Annotated in this window: 19 protein-coding genes and 1 pseudogene; 8 read left to right on the plus strand and 12 right to left on the minus strand. The window is 55.6% G+C overall.

The genetic code is table 11. The annotated features are described in order from the left end of the window. Nucleotides 1-2: 2 nt before the first annotated feature. A complete protein-coding gene (mutS, locus tag CPAR_RS08070; RefSeq protein ID WP_012502821.1) occupies nt 3-2,633 on the minus strand; it encodes a DNA mismatch repair protein MutS in 2,631 nt (876 codons plus the stop codon). 299 nt (nt 2,634-2,932) lie between these two features. Here mutS and CPAR_RS08075 point away from each other — a divergent pair, with 299 nt between their 5' ends. From CPAR_RS08075 to mdh, 4 genes are all read left to right on the plus strand, one after another. Then, entirely contained in the window at nt 2,933-3,370 is a 438-nt protein-coding gene (locus CPAR_RS08075; protein ID WP_041466182.1) for a hypothetical protein, read from the plus strand. An 88-nt stretch (nt 3,371-3,458) separates the two neighbouring features. Next, on the plus strand, nt 3,459-3,746 hold the full coding sequence (gene rplU, locus CPAR_RS08080) for a 50S ribosomal protein L21 (protein ID WP_041466336.1): 288 nt from the start codon (nt 3,459-3,461) through the stop codon (nt 3,744-3,746). A gap of 36 nt (nt 3,747-3,782) precedes the next feature. After that, nucleotides 3,783-4,037, plus strand: coding sequence for a 50S ribosomal protein L27 (rpmA, locus tag CPAR_RS08085; RefSeq protein WP_012502824.1), 255 nt, complete (start codon nt 3,783-3,785; stop codon nt 4,035-4,037). A 400-nt stretch (nt 4,038-4,437) separates the two neighbouring features. Beyond that, a complete protein-coding gene (gene mdh / locus CPAR_RS08090; RefSeq protein WP_012502825.1) occupies nt 4,438-5,370 on the plus strand; it encodes a malate dehydrogenase in 933 nt (310 codons plus the stop codon). 195 nt (nt 5,371-5,565) lie between these two features. Here the strand turns inward: mdh and CPAR_RS08095 are convergent, their stop codons facing one another. From CPAR_RS08095 to CPAR_RS08135, 9 genes are all read right to left on the minus strand, one after another. Beyond that, nucleotides 5,566-5,760 carry a CCE_0567 family metalloprotein gene (locus CPAR_RS08095; RefSeq protein ID WP_012502826.1) on the minus strand — a complete coding sequence of 65 codons (195 nt, stop codon included), beginning with the start codon at nt 5,758-5,760 and terminating at the stop codon, nt 5,566-5,568. A 182-nt stretch (nt 5,761-5,942) separates the two neighbouring features. Beyond that, the gene (locus CPAR_RS08100) at nt 5,943-6,872 is read right to left on the minus strand and encodes an SPFH domain-containing protein (RefSeq protein WP_012502827.1); all 930 of its coding nucleotides are present in this window, start codon (nt 6,870-6,872) and stop codon (nt 5,943-5,945) included. A gap of 3 nt (nt 6,873-6,875) precedes the next feature. Continuing rightward, on the minus strand, nt 6,876-7,325 hold the full coding sequence (locus CPAR_RS08105; protein WP_012502828.1) for an NfeD family protein: 450 nt from the start codon (nt 7,323-7,325) through the stop codon (nt 6,876-6,878). 341 nt (nt 7,326-7,666) lie between these two features. Then, a complete protein-coding gene (locus CPAR_RS08110; protein WP_012502830.1) occupies nt 7,667-8,710 on the minus strand; it encodes an agmatine deiminase family protein in 1,044 nt (347 codons plus the stop codon). Nucleotides 8,711-8,744: 34 nt separating this feature from the next. Continuing rightward, the gene (locus CPAR_RS08115) at nt 8,745-9,986 is read right to left on the minus strand and encodes a M48 family metallopeptidase (protein WP_012502831.1); all 1,242 of its coding nucleotides are present in this window, start codon (nt 9,984-9,986) and stop codon (nt 8,745-8,747) included. Between the two features lie 12 nt (nt 9,987-9,998). Next, nucleotides 9,999-10,874 carry a carbon-nitrogen hydrolase gene (locus CPAR_RS08120; protein ID WP_012502832.1) on the minus strand — a complete coding sequence of 292 codons (876 nt, stop codon included), beginning with the start codon at nt 10,872-10,874 and terminating at the stop codon, nt 9,999-10,001. Beyond that, on the minus strand, nt 10,871-11,797 hold the full coding sequence (locus CPAR_RS08125) for a 1,4-dihydroxy-2-naphthoate polyprenyltransferase (protein WP_012502833.1): 927 nt from the start codon (nt 11,795-11,797) through the stop codon (nt 10,871-10,873). Before CPAR_RS08125 ends, CPAR_RS08120 begins: the two co-directional genes overlap by 4 nt. A 5-nt stretch (nt 11,798-11,802) precedes the next feature. Further along, a complete protein-coding gene (locus tag CPAR_RS08130) occupies nt 11,803-12,873 on the minus strand; it encodes an NAD(P)/FAD-dependent oxidoreductase (protein WP_012502834.1) in 1,071 nt (356 codons plus the stop codon). Between the two features lie 182 nt (nt 12,874-13,055). Continuing rightward, nucleotides 13,056-13,376 carry a hypothetical protein gene (locus CPAR_RS08135; RefSeq protein ID WP_012502835.1) on the minus strand — a complete coding sequence of 107 codons (321 nt, stop codon included), beginning with the start codon at nt 13,374-13,376 and terminating at the stop codon, nt 13,056-13,058. Nucleotides 13,377-13,653: 277 nt separating this feature from the next. Here CPAR_RS08135 and hisF point away from each other — a divergent pair, with 277 nt between their 5' ends. After that, on the plus strand, nt 13,654-14,409 hold the full coding sequence (hisF, locus tag CPAR_RS08140) for an imidazole glycerol phosphate synthase subunit HisF (protein ID WP_012502836.1): 756 nt from the start codon (nt 13,654-13,656) through the stop codon (nt 14,407-14,409). Here hisF and CPAR_RS08145 read toward each other — a convergent pair. Together CPAR_RS08145 and CPAR_RS08150 are read right to left on the minus strand one after the other, a co-directional pair. Next, nucleotides 14,399-14,821 (minus strand): annotated as a pseudogene (locus tag CPAR_RS08145) (CIA30 family protein); the annotation flags it as partial. The gene hisF and the pseudogene CPAR_RS08145 overlap by 11 nt on opposite strands. 500 nt (nt 14,822-15,321) lie before the next feature. Then, complete coding sequence (locus CPAR_RS08150; RefSeq protein WP_012502838.1) at nt 15,322-15,534, minus strand: Sec-independent protein translocase subunit TatA/TatB; 213 nt, start codon at nt 15,532-15,534, stop codon at nt 15,322-15,324. A gap of 336 nt (nt 15,535-15,870) precedes the next feature. Here CPAR_RS08150 and CPAR_RS08155 point away from each other — a divergent pair, with 336 nt between their 5' ends. From CPAR_RS08155 to CPAR_RS10820, 3 genes are all read left to right on the plus strand, one after another. Beyond that, nucleotides 15,871-16,464 (plus strand): DUF4136 domain-containing protein, encoded by a 594-nt coding sequence (locus tag CPAR_RS08155; RefSeq protein ID WP_012502839.1) that lies wholly within the window; start codon nt 15,871-15,873, stop codon nt 16,462-16,464. 102 nt (nt 16,465-16,566) lie between these two features. After that, nucleotides 16,567-16,791, plus strand: a complete 225-nt coding sequence (locus CPAR_RS08160) for an addiction module protein (RefSeq protein ID WP_012502840.1) — start codon at nt 16,567-16,569, stop codon at nt 16,789-16,791. Between the two features lie 162 nt (nt 16,792-16,953). Then, nucleotides 16,954-17,544 (plus strand): transposase, encoded by a 591-nt coding sequence (locus tag CPAR_RS10820; RefSeq protein ID WP_012502841.1) that lies wholly within the window; start codon nt 16,954-16,956, stop codon nt 17,542-17,544. Nucleotides 17,545-17,609 lie beyond the last annotated feature (65 nt).

A 17,609-nucleotide genomic window follows, 5' to 3' on the forward strand; every position in this document is an offset into this window, starting at 1 on the left:
GCTCAGGCCTTCGATTTGCCGAGGGCGATGTCCTGCAACCGCTTCAGCTCCATCATCGCGTCGAGCGGCGTCAGACGGTTGATGTCGATGCCGGACAGCGCCTTGCGCAGGCGGCTTTCCTCCTCCTCGAAGAGCGAAATCTGCTGCGAAACAACCCTCGGCGGAGCCTCGCGCTGCGTCGGCACCTCGACCTCGCGCCTCTCCATTCCGGCCAGAATCTCCCTCGCCCGCTCGATCACCTCCGGCGGCATTCCGGCCATTTTAGCCACCTCGATGCCGTAGCTGTTGTCCGACGCGCCGCGCACGATCTTGCGCAGAAAGATCACCGTGTCGGCGGTCTCGACCACCGTGGCGTTGAAGTTGACAATGCGCTCGAAGCGCGACTCCAGCTCGGCCAGCTCGTGGTAGTGCGTGGCGAAGAGCGTACGGGCGCGGAGCCGGTCGTGGATGAACTCGCACATCGACCAGGCGATCGACATGCCATCGAAAGTGCTGGTGCCGCGCCCGATCTCATCGAGCAACAGCAGGCTTCGTTCGGTCGCATTGTTGAGGATGCTCGCCGCCTCGTTCATCTCCACGAGGAAGGTGCTCTCGCCGGAGGTGAGGTTATCCGACGCGCCGACGCGGGTGAAAATCCGATCAACAAGACCGATCTCGGCAGACTCGGCGGGCACGAAACTGCCCACCTGCGCGAGCAGCACCACGAGGCCTGCCTGCCGCAGGTACGAGCTTTTACCGGCCATGTTCGGGCCGGTGATGATGAGCAGTTGCTGGTCGGAACCGACCCGGCAGTCGTTGGCGACGTACGGTTCGTCCGCGCCGAGAATGCGTTCGAGCACCGGATGGCGTCCGCCAGTGATCGACAGCTCCGTCCCCTCGTTCATCGCCGGACGGCAGTAGCGGTACTCGTCGGCGCAACTGGCGAAGCAGGCAAGGCAGTCCAGCTCGGCCAGCGCGGCGGCGGTTTTCTGGATCGAGGCCGCCTCGGCGGCAACCGCGGCGCACAGCTCCTGAAACAGCCGGTGTTCGAGGAACTGGCTCTTCTCCTCGGCGGTCAGGATTTTCTCCTCGTACTCCTTCAGCGCCGGAATCGTGTAGCGCTCGGCGTTGACCAGCGTCTGCTTCTTTTCGTAATACTCCGGCACCTTGTCGCTGTTGGCGCGGCTCACCTCGATGTAGTAGCCGAACACCTTGTTGTACTGCACCTTCAACGTCGAAATCGAGGTCTTGCTCCGTTCCGCCTGCTGAATTTCGAGCAGCCGGTCACGCGCCCCGGACGAGATCGCCCGCAGCTCGTCGAGCTCCTCGTGGTACCCGGCGCGGATGTAGCCGCCGTCACGTAACGTCCCCGACGCCTCGGGATCGAGCGCCCGCTCGATGGTTTCGGCCAGCTCCGGCAGTGAATCGAGTCGGTCGGCGAGATGGCGCAACCGCTGCGCCTCACACGATGCAAGCATCGCCTTGAGCTGCGGAATCAGTGCGAACGAGGAGCCGAGCAAACGCACCTCACGCGGCATCGCCCGCGACGTGGCGATACGCGCCAGCGCGCGCTCCAGATCAATGATCCCGCCGAGCAACTGACGTGACTCCTCGCGCATCGAATCCGACTCCAGCAACTCCTCGACCGCGTCGTGCCGCTGCACGACCGCCTCGAGCTTCCGGAGCGGATGCAACAGCCAGCGCCTTAACAGCCGCGCCCCCATCGGGTTTTTCGTCCGGTCGATCACTTCGAGCAGGCTTCCGTTCAGCGAACCATCCTGCATCGAGGAGATGATTTCGAGATTCCGCCGCGTCTGGATGTCGAGCGTCATGGTCTCCGCACTCTCGACCAGGCCGATCCGCACAAGGTACTTCAGACTCCCCTGTTTCGCCTCTTCGAGGTATTGCAGGATAGCGCCCGCCGCGATCCGTCCGCCCTCAACACCGTCAATACCGAACCCCTTGAGCGAGTGCGTTTTAAAATGATTTTCCAGGACTTGGGAAGCCTGCTCGGCGCTGAACATCCACTCATCGAGCACCGTAAAAAGCGTGTTCATGCTCTTGGCCAAGCTGTCGCGCAGCTCTTTGTCACGTGAGGAAATAAGGATTTCGGAAGGATGGAGCGACTGAAGAAAATCCTTCAGCTCGGCCACCGGCAGCTCGGTCATCCGGAACTCGGCGGTGGTCACATCGACAAACGCCACGCCCGCCAGATGCTCGCGCCCCCGCTTGAACAGCGCCACCGCGCAGAGGTAGTTGTTATGGCGGTCGTCGAGAATTTTGTCGCTGTAGGTTATGCCTGGCGTCACAATGTCGGTGATCTCCCGCTTGACAATCCCCTTGGCGAGCGCCGGGTCTTCAACCTGATCGCACACCGCCACCTTGAACCCTTTTGTCACCAGCTTGGCGATATACCCCTCGCTGGCATGATGCGGAAACCCGGCCAGCGGAATCTCGCCAGCGCTGCCGTTCGAGCGCTTCGTCAGCACGATATTCAGCGCCGCCGAAACCGTCACGGCATCGTCAAGAAAGGTTTCGTAGAAATCACCCACGCGGAACAGCAGTACATACTCGGGATAACGCTCCTTGACCTCGAGATACTGGCGCATCATCGGTGTCGGTTCTTTTTTACGGCCCTGAGCGCTTTTTGCCATGGCGAAATCGCGGGTTGAAATTGTCAGATACTGCCGAACAAGGAGAAGGACGCCTATAAAAAGTGTCATGAGAGAACCGAATGCAAGGCGGCTGGAGCGGAAAAACCGGAGCGTACACGTAGTACGTGAGGATTTTGAGCACCACCCAACGCAGCAATCGGGGCTCGTAATAAGTTTTTAGAGGCGTCCTTAAACTAAAGCAGCGACCATAAATATACAAGTCTACAAGACGGCTTGAAAAGCTGGCCCTGGCGCAATATCTTGAAACAGATTTTTTCTGACAACCAATGCCCCCGCACATGGACTTTCATGCTCTTCTGCGCGTCATACACATCACGGGTTTCGCCGCCTGGTTCGGCACGATTTTCGCCTCGTTCTTTTTGCTCAAAACCCTCGAACCGGGCCTGACCGGCAACAAGCAGCAGGCCGACGACTATTCGCTGTTGCTGCGCCGCTTCATCAAGCTCGAAACGAAAGTAGCCGATGTGGCCGTCATTTCAGTCATCCTCTCCGGCCTCCTGCTGGCGCACTTCTACGCGGGCTGGACGCCGTGGGTCTTCGCCAAAATCGGCCTGCTCGTCCTCCAGATCGCCCTCACGATGGGCTATATTGTCAAGGCGATCCAGCCGATCACCTACCCCTGCGAAACTTCGCGCTACACGGCATGGTACAAACTGTTCACGATCTCGTTCAGCATGTTCGGCATCATTCTCATCGTCACCTTTTTCCTTCGCTGAACTTCATTTGTGAAAGATCACGGCAACGATTTGAAAAACGGTTTCTTTCTCGTATATTCATGCTCTTTATCACCAAACCATTACAATGATGCAGGCGCTGATCGAGATTTCCGACAAACAGTTTTTGGTACAAGAGGGTGACAAGATTTTTGTCCCCAAGCAGAAGGCCGTTGCAGGCGACGTTATTGAAGTTAAGAGTCTCATGAAGGTCGGTCAGGCAGATTCGGCTTTGAGCGAAGGCACCGCAAAGGTCAAGGTGCTCGACCACGTCAGAGACGAAACCATCATCGTTTTCAGGAAGAAACGCCGCAAGCGTTTCCAGAGACGTAACGGGCACCGTCAGCACATGACCCAGGTCGAAGTGATGTCGATCTGATTCAACAGGAATTGATAACACAAATTTTTTTGTCTCATGGCACATAAAAAAGGCGGCGGCTCAACCAAAAACGGCCGCGATAGCAATCCGAAATACCTCGGCGTGAAAGCCGCAGGCGGTTCGACCGTGAACGCGGGAACCATCATTCTCCGTCAGCGTGGCACGGCCATCAAGCCTGGTGACAACGCCGGTCTTGGCAAGGATCATACCATCTTCGCCCTTGTCGATGGCACCGTTCATTTCAGGAACGGCCGCAACAACAAAAAACAGGTCGATATCATCCCCTCCTGATTTGGGCGGAGATGCATTACGCTTATATTAAAAGCAAGCCGGCTCACGAGCATTAACGGCTTGCTTTTTTTATGCGCACCTTGAAACACGACATTTCTCAAGGTGCCCTTTTGCTCTTCCTTGGAGCACCTCTCAACATCGCCGACTGAAACGCAACTACGGAGCTGAACGCGGCAGCTTGCCTGCCCACCTCCAATTCGAGCGTTTCTCCACGCGCTCCCGTGCTGAGCGGAAGCGACCGGGGCATTTGCGCGGCTTTACGGAGGATCGGCTCCATTGAAAGCAGGTCAGGCTTCGCTCCTGACGACAAACGCGATTGATCGCACGATTCATAGCATGTCCCCTGAGAAGACGAGCAGCAGGACATCATCCAACAGAAACCAAAACCCGTAAGTGCATTATGAAAATCACCGTTATTGGCGCAGGCAACGTTGGGGCAACCACGGCTTTCCGTATTGCAGACAAAAAGCTTGCCAGAGAGCTCGTGCTGCTCGATGTCGTTGAAGGTATTCCTCAGGGCAAGGGACTCGACATGTATGAAACGGGACCGGTAGGCCTTTTCGACACCAAAATCACCGGTTCGAACGACTACGCCGATACGGCGGATTCCGATATCGTCATCATCACTGCCGGTCTGCCCAGAAAGCCCGGCATGACGCGCGAAGACCTGCTGATGAAGAACGCAGGCATCGTGAAGGAGGTGACCGACAACATCATGAAGCACTCGAAAAACCCGATCATCATCGTGGTTTCCAATCCGCTCGACATCATGACCCACGTGGCATGGGTGCGCAGCGGACTGCCGAAAGAGCGGGTCATCGGCATGGCCGGCGTGCTCGACGCAGCGCGCTTCCGCTCGTTCATCGCGATGGAGCTCGGCGTCTCGATGCAGGACATCAACGCCTGCGTGCTCGGCGGCCACGGTGATGCCATGGTGCCGGTGGTCAAATACACTACCGTCGCGGGCATTCCGATTTCGGACCTCCTCCCCGCCGAAACCATCGACAAGCTGGTCGAGCGCACCCGCAACGGCGGTGCGGAGATCGTCGAGCACCTCAAGCAGGGCTCAGCCTTCTACGCTCCGGCCTCCTCGGTGGTCGAGATGGTCGAATCGATTGTGCTCGACCGCAAGCGTGTGCTCCCCTGCGCCGTCGGCCTCGAAGGCCAGTACGGCATCGACAAAACCTTCGTCGGCGTCCCGGTCAAGCTCGGCCGCAACGGCGTCGAACAGATCTACGAAATCAACCTCGACCAGGCCGATCTCGACCTCTTGCAGAAATCTGCCAAGATCGTCGATGAGAACTGCAAAATGCTCGAATCGACCATTGGATGATGTCCTGACAAGGCGACATGTTTCGTCGCCTTGCAGACAAAACAAATGAAATGGCAAGAGGCTGTCTCGGAAACTAAACCGCGACAGTCTCTTGATGTTTTAGCGCTTTTGAAGGTCAGTGAGGTGTCTTGGACCCGATGGCATCGCCGACGTTCCTCTCAGCACACGCGCAACTCTCCATGCCGAAAATCGCTATCAGAGACCGTTTTCAGCCTTGAACTGGTTGGCCTCCTGCACGGCGACCACAAGCTTTTCGGCAAGCCCGGGCATCTTGTTGTAGTCTACCCAAAGCGAATCTTCGACGATATCATGAATCTCCGATGCAATATCGATTGCCATCCGTTTACGCTTCGCCAGCTCTTTTTTCAGTTCTTTGGCCTCTTCTGACATGGTGTTACTCCCTGGATTTACTATGGATAAAAAATATGCTACGTTGTGGAATTCGATATCGCTCTTTTCATTGCCGCACAACACAAAAAAGAGAAAGCGAATAGTTGCCCTTAATTAATTAAGAAAGCAATCTGATATTCCGAATATCCAGCAAGTAAAATCCAGTTTGAGCAACAAAAAGTTCACACCGACGTTTTCCCCGTCGTTTTAAGCATAGTCGTCAACGCGCCAACCATTCCCCCGACATCACTGAGCGTAGACGGAATGATGACCGTGTTGTTCTCTTTAGCCAGATTGCCAAACTCCTTGATATACTGTTCGGCAACTCTCAAGTTGACAGCATCCTGCCCGCCAGGCTCCTTGATCGCCTCGGCAATTTTACGAATCCCCTCGGCAGTCGCAATGGCCACAAGCTCGATCTCCTTCGCCCGGCCTTCAGCTTCATTGATTCTTTTCTGTTTTTCACCCTCCGACAGCGCAATCGCCTGCTGCTTTTCACCCTCGGCGACATTGATCTTTGACTGCCTCGCGCCCTCGGATTCAGCAATGGCTGCGCGCTTTTCCCTCTCCGCGCGCATCTGCTTTTCAAGGGCGTCCCTGACGCTCTGCGGCGGGGTGATGTTCTTTATTTCGTAGCGGGTGATTTTCACGCCCCAGGGATCCGAAGCCTTGTCCACCGCTGAGATGATTGCGGCGTTAATGGCCTCCCGCTCTTCAAAGGTTCTGTCAAGCTCCAGCTTTCCGATTTCCGATCGCATGGTTGTCTGCGCAAGCTGCGATGAAGCGAAGAGATAGTCTTCGATGCCGTAGCTCGCTTTTTTCGCATCCATCACCTGCATGTAGAGCACGCCATCCACTTCAACCGCAATGTTATCCTTGGTGATGCAGGTTTGCGCCGGTACGTCCACGGCAACCTCTTTCAGGGAGTGCTTGTACGCCACTTTGTCCATAAAAGGGATAAGGATATGGAATCCAGCATCCAACGTCGTAGAGTATTTTCCCAGGCGCTCGATGATGAAGGCTGTCTTTTGCGGAACGATACGCGCGGTCTGGAAAACCGTAACGACCACAAGCACAACAAAGACAAATGCTATAAACGTTGAGATATCCATAGCTTAAGCTCCTCGTTTTTTAATGATGAGTGTCAATCCTTCTGCTTTTTCGATAAGACCGATCTCGCCCGACTTAAACGTCTCATTAGATTCTGCATGCCAGGGCGCACCTTTGAATTCGACTTTGCCGGGCTTCATAGGGGTGATCTCTTCCAGCACGACAACCGATTTGCCGGTAAATTCATCCAGATTCTGTTCCGGCGACTGACTATCGCTCACAAATCCTGAAAATCGGGATCGGATATGGCTCCGCAGGAAAAACAGGAGAATAACTGAGGTGCTGGCAAAAACCAGAAGCTGGGAAGCGGTGCTTTCGGTCAGCCCCAAATAGGTCGTCAGGGCGGTGATCCACGCTCCTACTCCGAAAAAGACAAGGATCACTCCCGGCACGGCGAACTCCAGCAAAGCCAGCACCACACCGCAAATGAACCATATGAGTTCAGGTGTAAACATCAGGTTACCTCTTTAGTCAATCGTGAACGAACGCCTGTTTTCATTCAATGTAAACAGGATGGCAGAATATCCCTTAACTACTCTAACTCTTTTAATATAAAGGGATGTCCTGTTTTCTCACGTAAACTTCGGGAAACTTCAGAGAAGCTGAAGAGTTACCAACAACGCTCAGAATCCACAGGGAAACTTGGCTGTCGGGGCTGTTTTTCAGCAGAATGTTGAATGAGCAGCGCGTTGAGGAAATGGCGTGTTCGATATAGCAAATCCTGGCAGTCATATCAGGAATCGCTATCGAAAATCAATCCGATCTCGATCTCGATAGCGATGTCAACCTGAATAACTCACCCCGCCGGTTCTTCGTGCGTCACGCAGTGAATCGCACCCAGCCCCCAGATCAGATCACTGCAATCGATGCCGATGACCTTGCGATCAAGGAAATATTCTTGCAGGATGTCAATGGCCTGCTGATCGCGTGAGCAGCGGTAGGTCGGCACCAGCACGACGCTGTTGGCAATGTAGAAATTGGCGTAGCTGGCGGGGAGGCGCTCGCCGTCGTAGAACACTGGTTCAGGCATGGGGAGCTTGACGACGTTGAGCGGCTCTTCGTCGAGGCCAGTCATGGTTTTGAGGAGCTCGTAGTTCTCCTGAAGCGGCTTGTAGTTTTCGTCCTCCGGATCATCCTCGACAGCGATGACGACGGTGTTCTCGTTGACGAAGCGAGCCATGTCATCGACGTGGCCATCGGTGTCGTCGCCTGCGATGCCATCGCCGAGCCAGAGCACTTTGCGGATGCCGAGGTAGCGCGAGAGCTGCGCTTCAATCTCGGCTTTGCTCAGCGAGGGGTTGCGGTTGGGGTTGAGCAGGCACGCTTCGGTGGTGAGCAGAAGGCCCGCACCGTTGACGTCGATCGCGCCGCCTTCGAGCACCATGCCAGTCGAAACCATCGGCAGGCCCTGAATCTTCGCCACGCGCTCCGGAACGGCGTTGTCGTCGTCGTACGGCTCGTACTTACCGCCCCAGGCGTTGTACTCCCAATTCATGATGACTTTATCACGCTCTTCACCGCGAATGCGGATGACGTAGTTCGGACCGTGGTCACGGCACCAGGCGTCGTTGGTCGGAATCCGGTGAAAGACGATGCGGTCGGCGTATTGCTCTTCGGGGTCGCGCTCCTTCAGCAAGGCGCGCGCCTGCGCTTCCATCGCATCGTCGAGCACGTTGATGTTGACCGTTTCGGAGCGGCTGAGCTGATACGCAAGTTCAGCAAAGACTGCCGGAACCGGCTCGAACTTGCCGGGCCACGATTCGAGCTTGTGCGGCCACGAAAGCCAGGTCGAGGCGTGCGGCGCCCACTCGGGCGGCATGAAGTAGGTCGGTTCGCTCATCGGTGCGTTATGACAGGAATGGGTTGGATGGTGTTTAGTGCCGGGCTGCCGCTTCGATCCTTTCGACGCGCTGCAAGACCGGCGGATGGGAGTAGTTCAGGAACACGTTGAACGGATGCGGCGTCAGGTTCGAGAGGTTCTGCCGCGAAAGCTTCTTGAGCGCGTCAGCCAGCAGAGCGCCATTCCGATAGGTCGTGACGGCGTAGTTGTCGGCCTCGAATTCGTTGCGCCGCGAGAGCATCTGCATCAGAATCGAAATGATGAACTCCACCGGATTGTAGAGCAGCATGAAAAAGAGCAGGCTTGCATAGACCGAAGTCTGCTGCATGTCGAAGGCGTCGAAGAGCATCCGGTTATTCATGAAGAGCGAGAGCAGGTAGAAAACCACGCCGAGGTTGAGCATACTGAGCACCATCGACATGAGGATGTGCTTCTTTTTGAAGTGGCCGATTTCGTGCGCGAGGACGGCCACCAGCTCACCGGTCGAGTGGTTCTTGATGAGCGTGTCGAACAGCGCGATGCGCTTGTTCTTGCCGAATCCGGTGAAAAAGGCGTTACCCTTCGCCGAGCGCTTCGAGCCGTCCATGACGTAGATTCCGGTGAGCGGAAAGCGTACCTCGGCGGCGTAATCCATGATCGACTTCCGCAGCTCGCCATCTTCGAGCGGCTCGAACTTGTTGAACATCGGCATGATCCAGGTCGGCGCAACATATTGCAGAAGCAGACTGAACGCGGTCACGCCACCCCACGCCCAGAGCCAGCCGAGCGGCCCAGCGCTCTGGAAGAACCAGAGAATCGCCGCCAGCACCGGCGCACCGATGACGGCAGAGAGCAGCACTGTTTTGATAAGGTCGGCGGCGAACACCTTCGGCGTGGTCTGGTTGAAGCCGAACTTCTCTTCGAGCACGAAGGTGTGCCAGATGCTGAACGGCAGGTTGATGACGCCCTGGAAGAGTAGCAGCGCTCCGATGTAGAGCACGCCGTTGACGACGGGATCAAAGCCCAACGCCCGGATGAGCTGGTCGAGCCAGTTGAAGCCGCCCGCGAACCAGAAAACGAGCAGCAGCGCGAGATCGAAGGTCGAGCTGATGAGCGAGAATTTCGTGTTGGCCCGGAGATATTCCTGCGAACGACGGTACTCCGCTGGATCATAGATGTCGCGGAACGCCTCGGGAAGCGTCGGCGAGGCGGCGCGGAGGTTCAGCAGGTCGGCGGCAAGTTTGATGAGCCAGGTGCCGATGAGCGTGAAGAGAATGATTTGGCCAAACAGGTTCATCGTCAAAACAGTTTATTCGTCAATCCAGCGCCGCGTGATGTCGCCGTACGAGTCGATCCGGCGGTCGCGCATAAAAGGCCAGTGCGAGCGGTAGAAGCCGATCTTCGAGAAGTCGCAGTCGGCGTAGAGAATCTCTTCGTTGCTGTGCGCGGCTTCAGCAATCACCTGCCCAAAAGGGTCGGAGACGAAGCTGTTGCCCCAGAACTCCAGCTCGCCCTCCGTGCCCGCGCGGTTGGCCGCCGCCACGTAAACGCCGTTCGCCACGGAATGGCCGAGCTGCACGGTTTTCCACGCCTGCTGCTGGCTCGCGCGAACCTCCTGTGAAGTCTCGGAGGTCGCCCAGCCGATAGCCGTTGGATAAAAGATGATGTCCGCTCCGCGAAGCGCCGTAAGCCGCGCCGCTTCGGGATACCACTGATCCCAGCAGATCAGTACGCCAATGTTGCCAAAGCGCGTCTTGAAAATCCTGTAGCCGAGGTCGCCGGGAATGAAGTAGAACTTTTCGTAAAAGCCGGGGTCATCCGGGATGTGCATCTTACGGTACTTGCCGAGGTAGCTGCCGTCGGCGTCGATCACCGCTGCCGTGTTGTGATGCACGCCACGGGCGCGAATCTCGAACAGCGATGCCACAATCACCACGCCGAGTTCGGCGGCAAGCTCCTGCAATGCGGCGGTCGAGGGGCCGGGAATCGGCTCGGCATACGCGAACGGCTCGTACTCCTCGGTCTGGCAGAAGTAGAGCGTGGTGAACAGCTCTTGCAGGCAGACGATGTTCGCCCCGCCCGCCGCAGCCTCACGGATGCACTTCTCGGCTTTTGCAAGATTCTCCTGCGGGTTTTCAACGCAGCTCATCTGGACGAGCGCAACGCGAACCTGATCGGTGTTCATGAACGAAAAATCGAAATGATGTTGGGAATGACAAGCCCGGCGGAAAAGAGCACGCCGTGCACGGTCAGCACCTTGCCGGTACCGGCAAGCACCGCATTCAGCGCCTGACCTTCGGAGGCGTACAGCGTGCGCACCTGGCCGATGGCGAGCGGCAGGCTGACGAGACTCGCGAGACACCACGGCGAATATCCGGCACTGACGACGAGCCAGACCGGCACGGCATAAGCGAGCACGGTCAGCGCAACGTAGAACGCGCGGGCCGCCGGAGCACCGATGCGGGCCGGAAGCGTCATCTTGCCGACTTTGCGGTCGGTGGCAATGTCGCGGATATTGTTCACCAAAAGGATGCAGACCGAAAACGCGCCGGGCGCGGCGGCGGCCACGAGCACCGCCGTCGGCAGCGAAAGCGCCTGCACGTAGTAGGTGCCGCCAACCGCCACGAGGCCGAAAAAGATGAAAACGAACACGTCGCCCAAACCGGAGTAGGCGATGGGAAACGGCCCTCCGGTGTATGCCCAGGCGAAGAGCAGCGAGAGCACGCCGATCAAGAAGATCGGCCAGCCGCCGATGGCGACAAGGTACAAGCCGAGCACGAACACCGAAATGCCGAGCGCGATGGAGACCCGCGTCATCGTCTGCTCGGTGATGATTCCTGCAGCGACCGTGCGCGTCGGGCCGAGGCGCTCAGCGGTATCGGCCCCTTTGCGGAAGTCGTAAATCTCGTTGATGAAGTTGGTGGCAATCTGGATGCCGAGCGCACAGATAAGCGCCACCAGCGCGGGAAGTGGGCGGAAAACGCCGTCAGCCGCTGCGAGCGCCGAACCGATCACCACCGGCATCGCGCCCGCCGGTAGCGTCTTCGGTCGGATGGCCAGCATCCATGCCTGAAACGCCGAGGGCTGTGAAGAGGTCGAAACGGACATGAACGTTACTCAGCCTTCTTTTCCTGCTCGGCAGCTTTCTTTTCCTTGGCCATCTTGACGCTGCTGAAGACGTTGCGAATCTTCTCGCCCGGCTTGATGTAGGAAAGGCTGTGGCGCACCGCCATCGTCGCCTCGCTCAGGCCGGTCTGGATGATTTTGAGCTTGCCTGGATAGTGGGCAATATCACCCGCCGCATAGAGACCGTCAACCGAAGTTTTCATGTGGGAATCAACCACCAGCGCATTCTCGGCCAGTTCGAGATCCCATCCGGCCAGCGGGCCGAGGTTCGACTTGAAGCCGATGAGGATCAGCAGGCGATCGGCCTCGACCGTCCACTCCTCGCCGTTGCTTGAGCGCAGATGCACGTGCGTCAATGCACCATTCGACTCCTCGATGCTGGCGACCTCGGTTTGCAGATGCACGTCGATCAAGCCATCCGCCTTGGCCTGCTCCACCTCGTGGGCAGTCTTGCCGTGCCCCTGGAACTCCTTGGCGCGATGCACCAGCGTGACCGACTCGGCGTTTTTCAGCAAGCCGACCGTCCAGTCGAGCGCCGAATCGCCGCCGCCCACAATCACCACACGCTTGCCCTTGAAATTATCGACCGACTTGACCGCGTAGTAAACCGAACTGCCGGTCAGGTGATCGATATTGCCGAGCTGCGGCAGCTTCCGCGGCTCGAATGCACCGAGTCCAGCCGCGATGAGCACCGCGCGTGAACGATAGACGTTGCCTGCGTTGGTTCTGGTCTCGAACGTGCCATCGTCGAGCTTGGTATATTTGGTCACCGCCTCGCCGAGCACCACATCGGGATTATATCGCTCGGCCTGAGCCCAGAGGCTCTCGACCAGATCGATGGCCGGAACTTCCGGAAAACCCGCGACATCGTAGATATGCTTTTCGGGATAGAGAGCCGCGAGCTGGCCCCCGAGCTGCGACATGCTCTCGATGATCCGGCAGGAGATGTTGTTCATACCGCACTGGAACGCCGCGAAGATTCCCGTAGGACCACCACCGATGATGGTCAGATCCCGTATATCCTGATGGTCGGTCGTTGGATTATGAATATCTAACATTATGATTGCCTTGTTGGGTGTTTGCCCTGACGCCAGGGCATCTCTAAAAACTTATTGCGCGTCTCGATTGCTGCGTTGGATTGTGCTCAAAATCCTCACGTACGACCAGTACGCTCCGGTTTCTGCGCTCCATCCGCCTTGCTCTCAAGCCGCTCATGACACTTTTTAAAGATACCTTTTAGTTAGCTGTCGGACTTTTTCAGGTAGATCATCCCTTCAGGATCGACCATGCCGTACAGAATGGCGAGCAGGGCATCCTGATCGTCAAACTCATGGATTTCGACGTGGATAGCCTCCTGCTTGGCCACCTGATTACCCGCATCATTCTTGAAATAAAAAATCGCCCTGACACCGCCGTGAGGGGTTTCGCCGACGAACTCGTAGGTGCCGTCCTGAAGCTCGCAAAGAGCGCATCCGGCCTGGTCGGCTTCAATGGGGCAACTGGCGCATTGGGAGTAGAATCCCTCTTCGGATTCCGCGAAATCGCAAACGGGAAATTTCATAACAGATTCTCCTTTTCTGGCTCCCCTCGGCTTGAAAGTCGAGGCTACATGAATATAAGAGTTCAGAATGTCCAAAGGGTTAAAACCCTTCTGAATGTAAGATCGGCTTGCGCGATCCAGACGCCTATACAATCGGGTCGCTTTTCGGATGCGCCCCGGAAGAGCGGCTCAATATAAGAAGACTTTAATATATTAGTTGCAGATTCAAAGTTTTGTGATTTCTTGAGTCAGGCACCGGCTCTACGACCGGATTTTCCGACTCCCAAATTCTGCCAAGATGTTAGCCAAACGAATCATCCCCTGCCTCGACGTCCGCGACGGACGGGTTGTGAAAGGAATCAATTTCGAAGGTCTCCGTGACGCGGGTTCGATTCTCGAACAGGCCCGGTTTTACAACAATGAAATGGCCGACGAACTGGTCTTTCTCGATATTTCCGCATCCATCGAATCGAGAAGGACAACGCTTGAGGAGGTGCTGAAAGTTTCAGGCGAGGTGTTCATTCCACTGACGGTCGGCGGAGGCATCAGCTCGGTCGAGCGGGCGCGCGACGCCTTTTTGCACGGTGCAGACAAGGTGTCGGTCAATACCGCTGCGGTGAACGATCCAGTGCTGATTTCGCGCATCGCCGAGCGCTTCGGCTCGCAGGCTGTAGTGGTGGCGATTGACGTCAAGAAGGTGAATGGTGAGTACATCGTGCACACCCATTCAGGCAAAACGCCGACGCAGTACGAGGCGCTGGAGTGGGCACACCGGGTGCAGGAGCTTGGCGCGGGGGAAATTCTCTTGACCAGCATGGATCGCGACGGCACGCAGGAGGGCTACGACAACGAGATTCTCAAACGCATCTCGACCTCGGTGCACATTCCGGTGATCGCTTCAGGCGGCGCGGGCAACCTCGAACATCTTTACGAAGGTTTCACCAAAGGCCACGCCGATGCGGCGCTTGCGGCTTCGATCTTCCACTTCCGCACCTACTCCATCAGAGAGGCAAAAGAGTACCTTCGCGACAAGGGTATTGCGGTCAGGCTTTGACCGCCTTGATCCAGTCGATCTGAAGGTTGAAATTGCCCTTCTGCTGCTCGGCCACAAGGAAGCAGATCTGAATCACGCTCGACGAGTCGAACGGCGCGTCACCAACATCCTCATCCTCACGCCCTCCAGCCAAAGGGTGCAGTTCGGAAAAAGGCAGATCGACCTCCTGCCAATCGCCAGCCTCGGTATCGAAGCCGCAGCCATAAACAAGGCCATCGGCATCGGCGCTGTTTCTGACCCGGAAGTCGTAGCGACGGCCATCACCCTTCAGGCGTACCTTGAAGCTGTCGTACCCGCTGAAATCCTGCGCATCGAACACGGTGCGCACCGAAGCGAATCCGCCCTTGCGGTCCGACGAAAGGCGCCCGGCAAAAACAGCCAGACCTGAATCGTCCACATCGAGGGTGCTTTTCGAACCGCCCCCATCACCGTGTCATCTACATTGCGCCACTCAAGGCACTGATTCTCAAAATCACAGATAATATGCTCTTCAGCCATATCAGTCATTCGAACTAAGAAACGTGTTAACAAACCCGGCTCATCCGACCTTGCCGTCACCCAATCACAATACGTACAGCCGGACGGAGTGAAAACCGGATACATCATCATCCCGAAGCCTCAGGAGTGGAACGTGCCGCTTCCGAAGGAGTTTCAGGGAAGGTAAACCTGCACCAATTGATTGAATATTCCAAACAAAAGCCATTCTAACCGCGAAACACGGTTTTACGATAAGGCCATATCCGCACGAACAAAAAGAAGATAAAAGGTCAGAAGAGGTGCCCGTTGTGGCCATTATTTTTTTACAAAACATTGACAAGACGCTTGGGCAGCGCCTAATGAAACGAAGAATAAAGGTAAACAACTGAGCATAACCGACAGGAAGTCAGCTCCTGAACGGTTCGAGAGCCTTGATCAGTCAGAAACGCTGGAGTTTTTTGACGGTTTGCTACTATCAGATACCGTATCGACCGCCTTATTGAATTCCGACTCAATGTCGGCCTGAGCTTTCTTGAACTCCCTGATACCCTTGCCAAGGCCGCGAGCCAGTTCAGGAATTTTCTGCCCGCCAAACAGAATCAGAATAACCGCAAGAACAAGCAGTAACTCCGGACCACCGATATCCATAACTATTACTCCTGGTTGAAGATAAAAAGAGATACATTACTGATAATCACCATCCACGGCAAGCAGGGTCATGCCCGATCTCTGGAGGGAACTGGGGAACCGGTACTCTGCAGAGAAAAATGCCTCTTTCTGTCTGACGTCCATCTTGTCGAGTTCCTGCGTTTTTTTCAGCGCAGCGGGAAAAATTTATGGCCTCGGCAGGAAGCAATATCATGGCTCAGAGCAGGGCGATTAGCGACTTCTTTTCCGAGCCATTGCTACATGATCCGTTTGTGCCTGACGTCTTACTTTATAGTGACAAAGGTTTCGATTGCATCCATTCCGGGAGAACAGATCATGAAACACTCATTCTGGATTTTTTCGATTTTCAGCCTGCTGATGCTTGCGGGCTGCTCGTCGTACACGGTGGTCAGCGACTACGACCGCTTGATGCCGTTCTACGATTACAAAACCTACCGCTGGACGGATCAGGCTCGCCCGGGGGCAGAGGACGACATTCTGGTGAGCAATCCTTTGGTCTACAAACGAATCAAGACGGATGTGGACCGTGAACTCGCGGCCAAAGGCTTTATCCTCAAAGAGAGAGGGCCGGTCGATTTCACCATCTACGCCCATGCCGGCATCAGAGAGCGGGTCGTCGTCGGGCCACCACCTTCCGGCTTCATCTATCACAGTGGTTACTATCGGGGCTGGCGGCGCGGAGGTTATGCCGCATTCTGGTACGATCCGTACGGTGCCTGGCCAAACGTACGTTACTTTGAAGAGGGCACACTCATCATCGACATCTTCAACAGCACCAGCAACGACATCGCCTGGCGAGGAGTAGCGCGAGGCATTCTGAAGGACTATCGTTCAGCCGAAAGCCTGCACCGCGACATCGACGAAGTGGTTGGGAAAATCATGGCCCAGTTCCCGCCGGTGGTGAAATAAGAGGTGACGACATCTCGAACGGCCTGATTTGAAGTTTGATGGTTCGTTGGATATGTTTCATTTGCTTGAATGAAAATACCTGAAGACAAACAGAAATACGATATGAGAGCAAGCGCTGAAAAAATAATGCAGGATGCCCTCGACCTGACCCCAGTCGAAAGGGCAAAGATGATTGAGCGACTCTGTCAAGGCTTCAACAATCCCCGCGAAGCCGAGATCGATACCGCATGGGCTGCTGAATTCGAGTCAAGGCTCGACGCCTACAAAGAAGGCAAAATCAAAGCGTCGCCAGTCGAAGAGGTAATGGAAAGGATCAACAGGAGATGAATCTCTTGGTATTATCCTACCGGTACAACAATACAATCCCTGTAGGGGCAGACCTCTGTGTCTGCCCTTCTTCCAGCTCAATTACTCTGTGAACTAATATAAGAAAGGGCGAACACGCAGGTTCGCCCCTACGAATATGAAAACACTTCTCAACCTTGTCGAATGACCGGAAAAAACGAAAATACAGGAAACCGCCGAAGCATTCGACTCAGGAATTATGATTATGCTCAGAGCGGATGGTATTTCGTAACAATCTGTATAAACGAACGCCGCTGTCTGTTCGGCAACATCACTGACGATGTCATGCAATTGAACGATGCCGGAGCTATGACTCGTCGATGGTTTAACGAACTGGAAAATAAATTCTCAAATTTACAATGCGATGAATTTGTCTGTATGCCTAACCATATTCATTTCATCGTTGCCAACACTGGTAAACCAGAGCATCAACAAACCGTAGGGGCGGACCTATGTGTCCGCCCTTCCCCATCTGAATCAACACAAAAGGGTGATCCTGACATTTCGGGATCACCCCTACGGAATATTGTGCAATGGTATAAAACCATGACAACAAACGAGTATATCCGTGGAGTAAAACATAATCGATGGGAAGCATTCAGTAAACGTTTATGGCAACGCAATTATTGGGAGCATGTGATTCGCAGCGAAAAGGATCTCTGCGAAATCCGTGAATACATTTGCAACAATCCTATCAGATGGTCGACGGATGAGCTGTATATCCCGAAGCGATAAATAAAACATGTCTTACAACATGACAACCCGTAGGGGCGAACACCTGCGTGTTCGCCCTCAGCCAA

Source organism: Chlorobaculum parvum NCIB 8327 (genome assembly GCF_000020505.1).
In the GTDB taxonomy this organism is placed as follows: Bacteria; Bacteroidota; Chlorobiia; order Chlorobiales; family Chlorobiaceae; genus Chlorobaculum; species Chlorobaculum parvum_A.

Coding starts and splice junctions, on each gene's coding strand:
- rpmA (WP_012502824.1), top strand. CDS start 3,783: ATGGCACATAAAAAAGGCGGCGGCTCAACCAAAAACGGCCGCGATAGC.
- CPAR_RS08155 (WP_012502839.1), top strand. CDS start 15,871: ATGAAACACTCATTCTGGATTTTTTCGATTTTCAGCCTGCTGATGCTT.
- CPAR_RS08110 (WP_012502830.1), bottom strand. CDS start 8,710: ATGAGCGAACCGACCTACTTCATGCCGCCCGAGTGGGCGCCGCACGCC.
- CPAR_RS08160 (WP_012502840.1), top strand. CDS start 16,567: ATGAGAGCAAGCGCTGAAAAAATAATGCAGGATGCCCTCGACCTGACC.
- mutS (WP_012502821.1), bottom strand. CDS start 2,633: ATGGCAAAAAGCGCTCAGGGCCGTAAAAAAGAACCGACACCGATGATG.
- CPAR_RS08150 (WP_012502838.1), bottom strand. CDS start 15,534: ATGGATATCGGTGGTCCGGAGTTACTGCTTGTTCTTGCGGTTATTCTG.
- mdh (WP_012502825.1), top strand. CDS start 4,438: ATGAAAATCACCGTTATTGGCGCAGGCAACGTTGGGGCAACCACGGCT.
- CPAR_RS08105 (WP_012502828.1), bottom strand. CDS start 7,325: ATGTTTACACCTGAACTCATATGGTTCATTTGCGGTGTGGTGCTGGCT.
- CPAR_RS08115 (WP_012502831.1), bottom strand. CDS start 9,986: ATGAACCTGTTTGGCCAAATCATTCTCTTCACGCTCATCGGCACCTGG.
- hisF (WP_012502836.1), top strand. CDS start 13,654: ATGTTAGCCAAACGAATCATCCCCTGCCTCGACGTCCGCGACGGACGG.
- CPAR_RS08130 (WP_012502834.1), bottom strand. CDS start 12,873: ATGTTAGATATTCATAATCCAACGACCGACCATCAGGATATACGGGAT.
- CPAR_RS08100 (WP_012502827.1), bottom strand. CDS start 6,872: ATGGATATCTCAACGTTTATAGCATTTGTCTTTGTTGTGCTTGTGGTC.
- CPAR_RS08095 (WP_012502826.1), bottom strand. CDS start 5,760: ATGTCAGAAGAGGCCAAAGAACTGAAAAAAGAGCTGGCGAAGCGTAAA.
- CPAR_RS10820 (WP_012502841.1), top strand. CDS start 16,954: ATGACCGGAAAAAACGAAAATACAGGAAACCGCCGAAGCATTCGACTC.
- CPAR_RS08125 (WP_012502833.1), bottom strand. CDS start 11,797: ATGTCCGTTTCGACCTCTTCACAGCCCTCGGCGTTTCAGGCATGGATG.
- CPAR_RS08135 (WP_012502835.1), bottom strand. CDS start 13,376: ATGAAATTTCCCGTTTGCGATTTCGCGGAATCCGAAGAGGGATTCTAC.
- CPAR_RS08120 (WP_012502832.1), bottom strand. CDS start 10,874: ATGAACACCGATCAGGTTCGCGTTGCGCTCGTCCAGATGAGCTGCGTT.
- rplU (WP_041466336.1), top strand. CDS start 3,459: ATGCAGGCGCTGATCGAGATTTCCGACAAACAGTTTTTGGTACAAGAG.
- CPAR_RS08075 (WP_041466182.1), top strand. CDS start 2,933: ATGGACTTTCATGCTCTTCTGCGCGTCATACACATCACGGGTTTCGCC.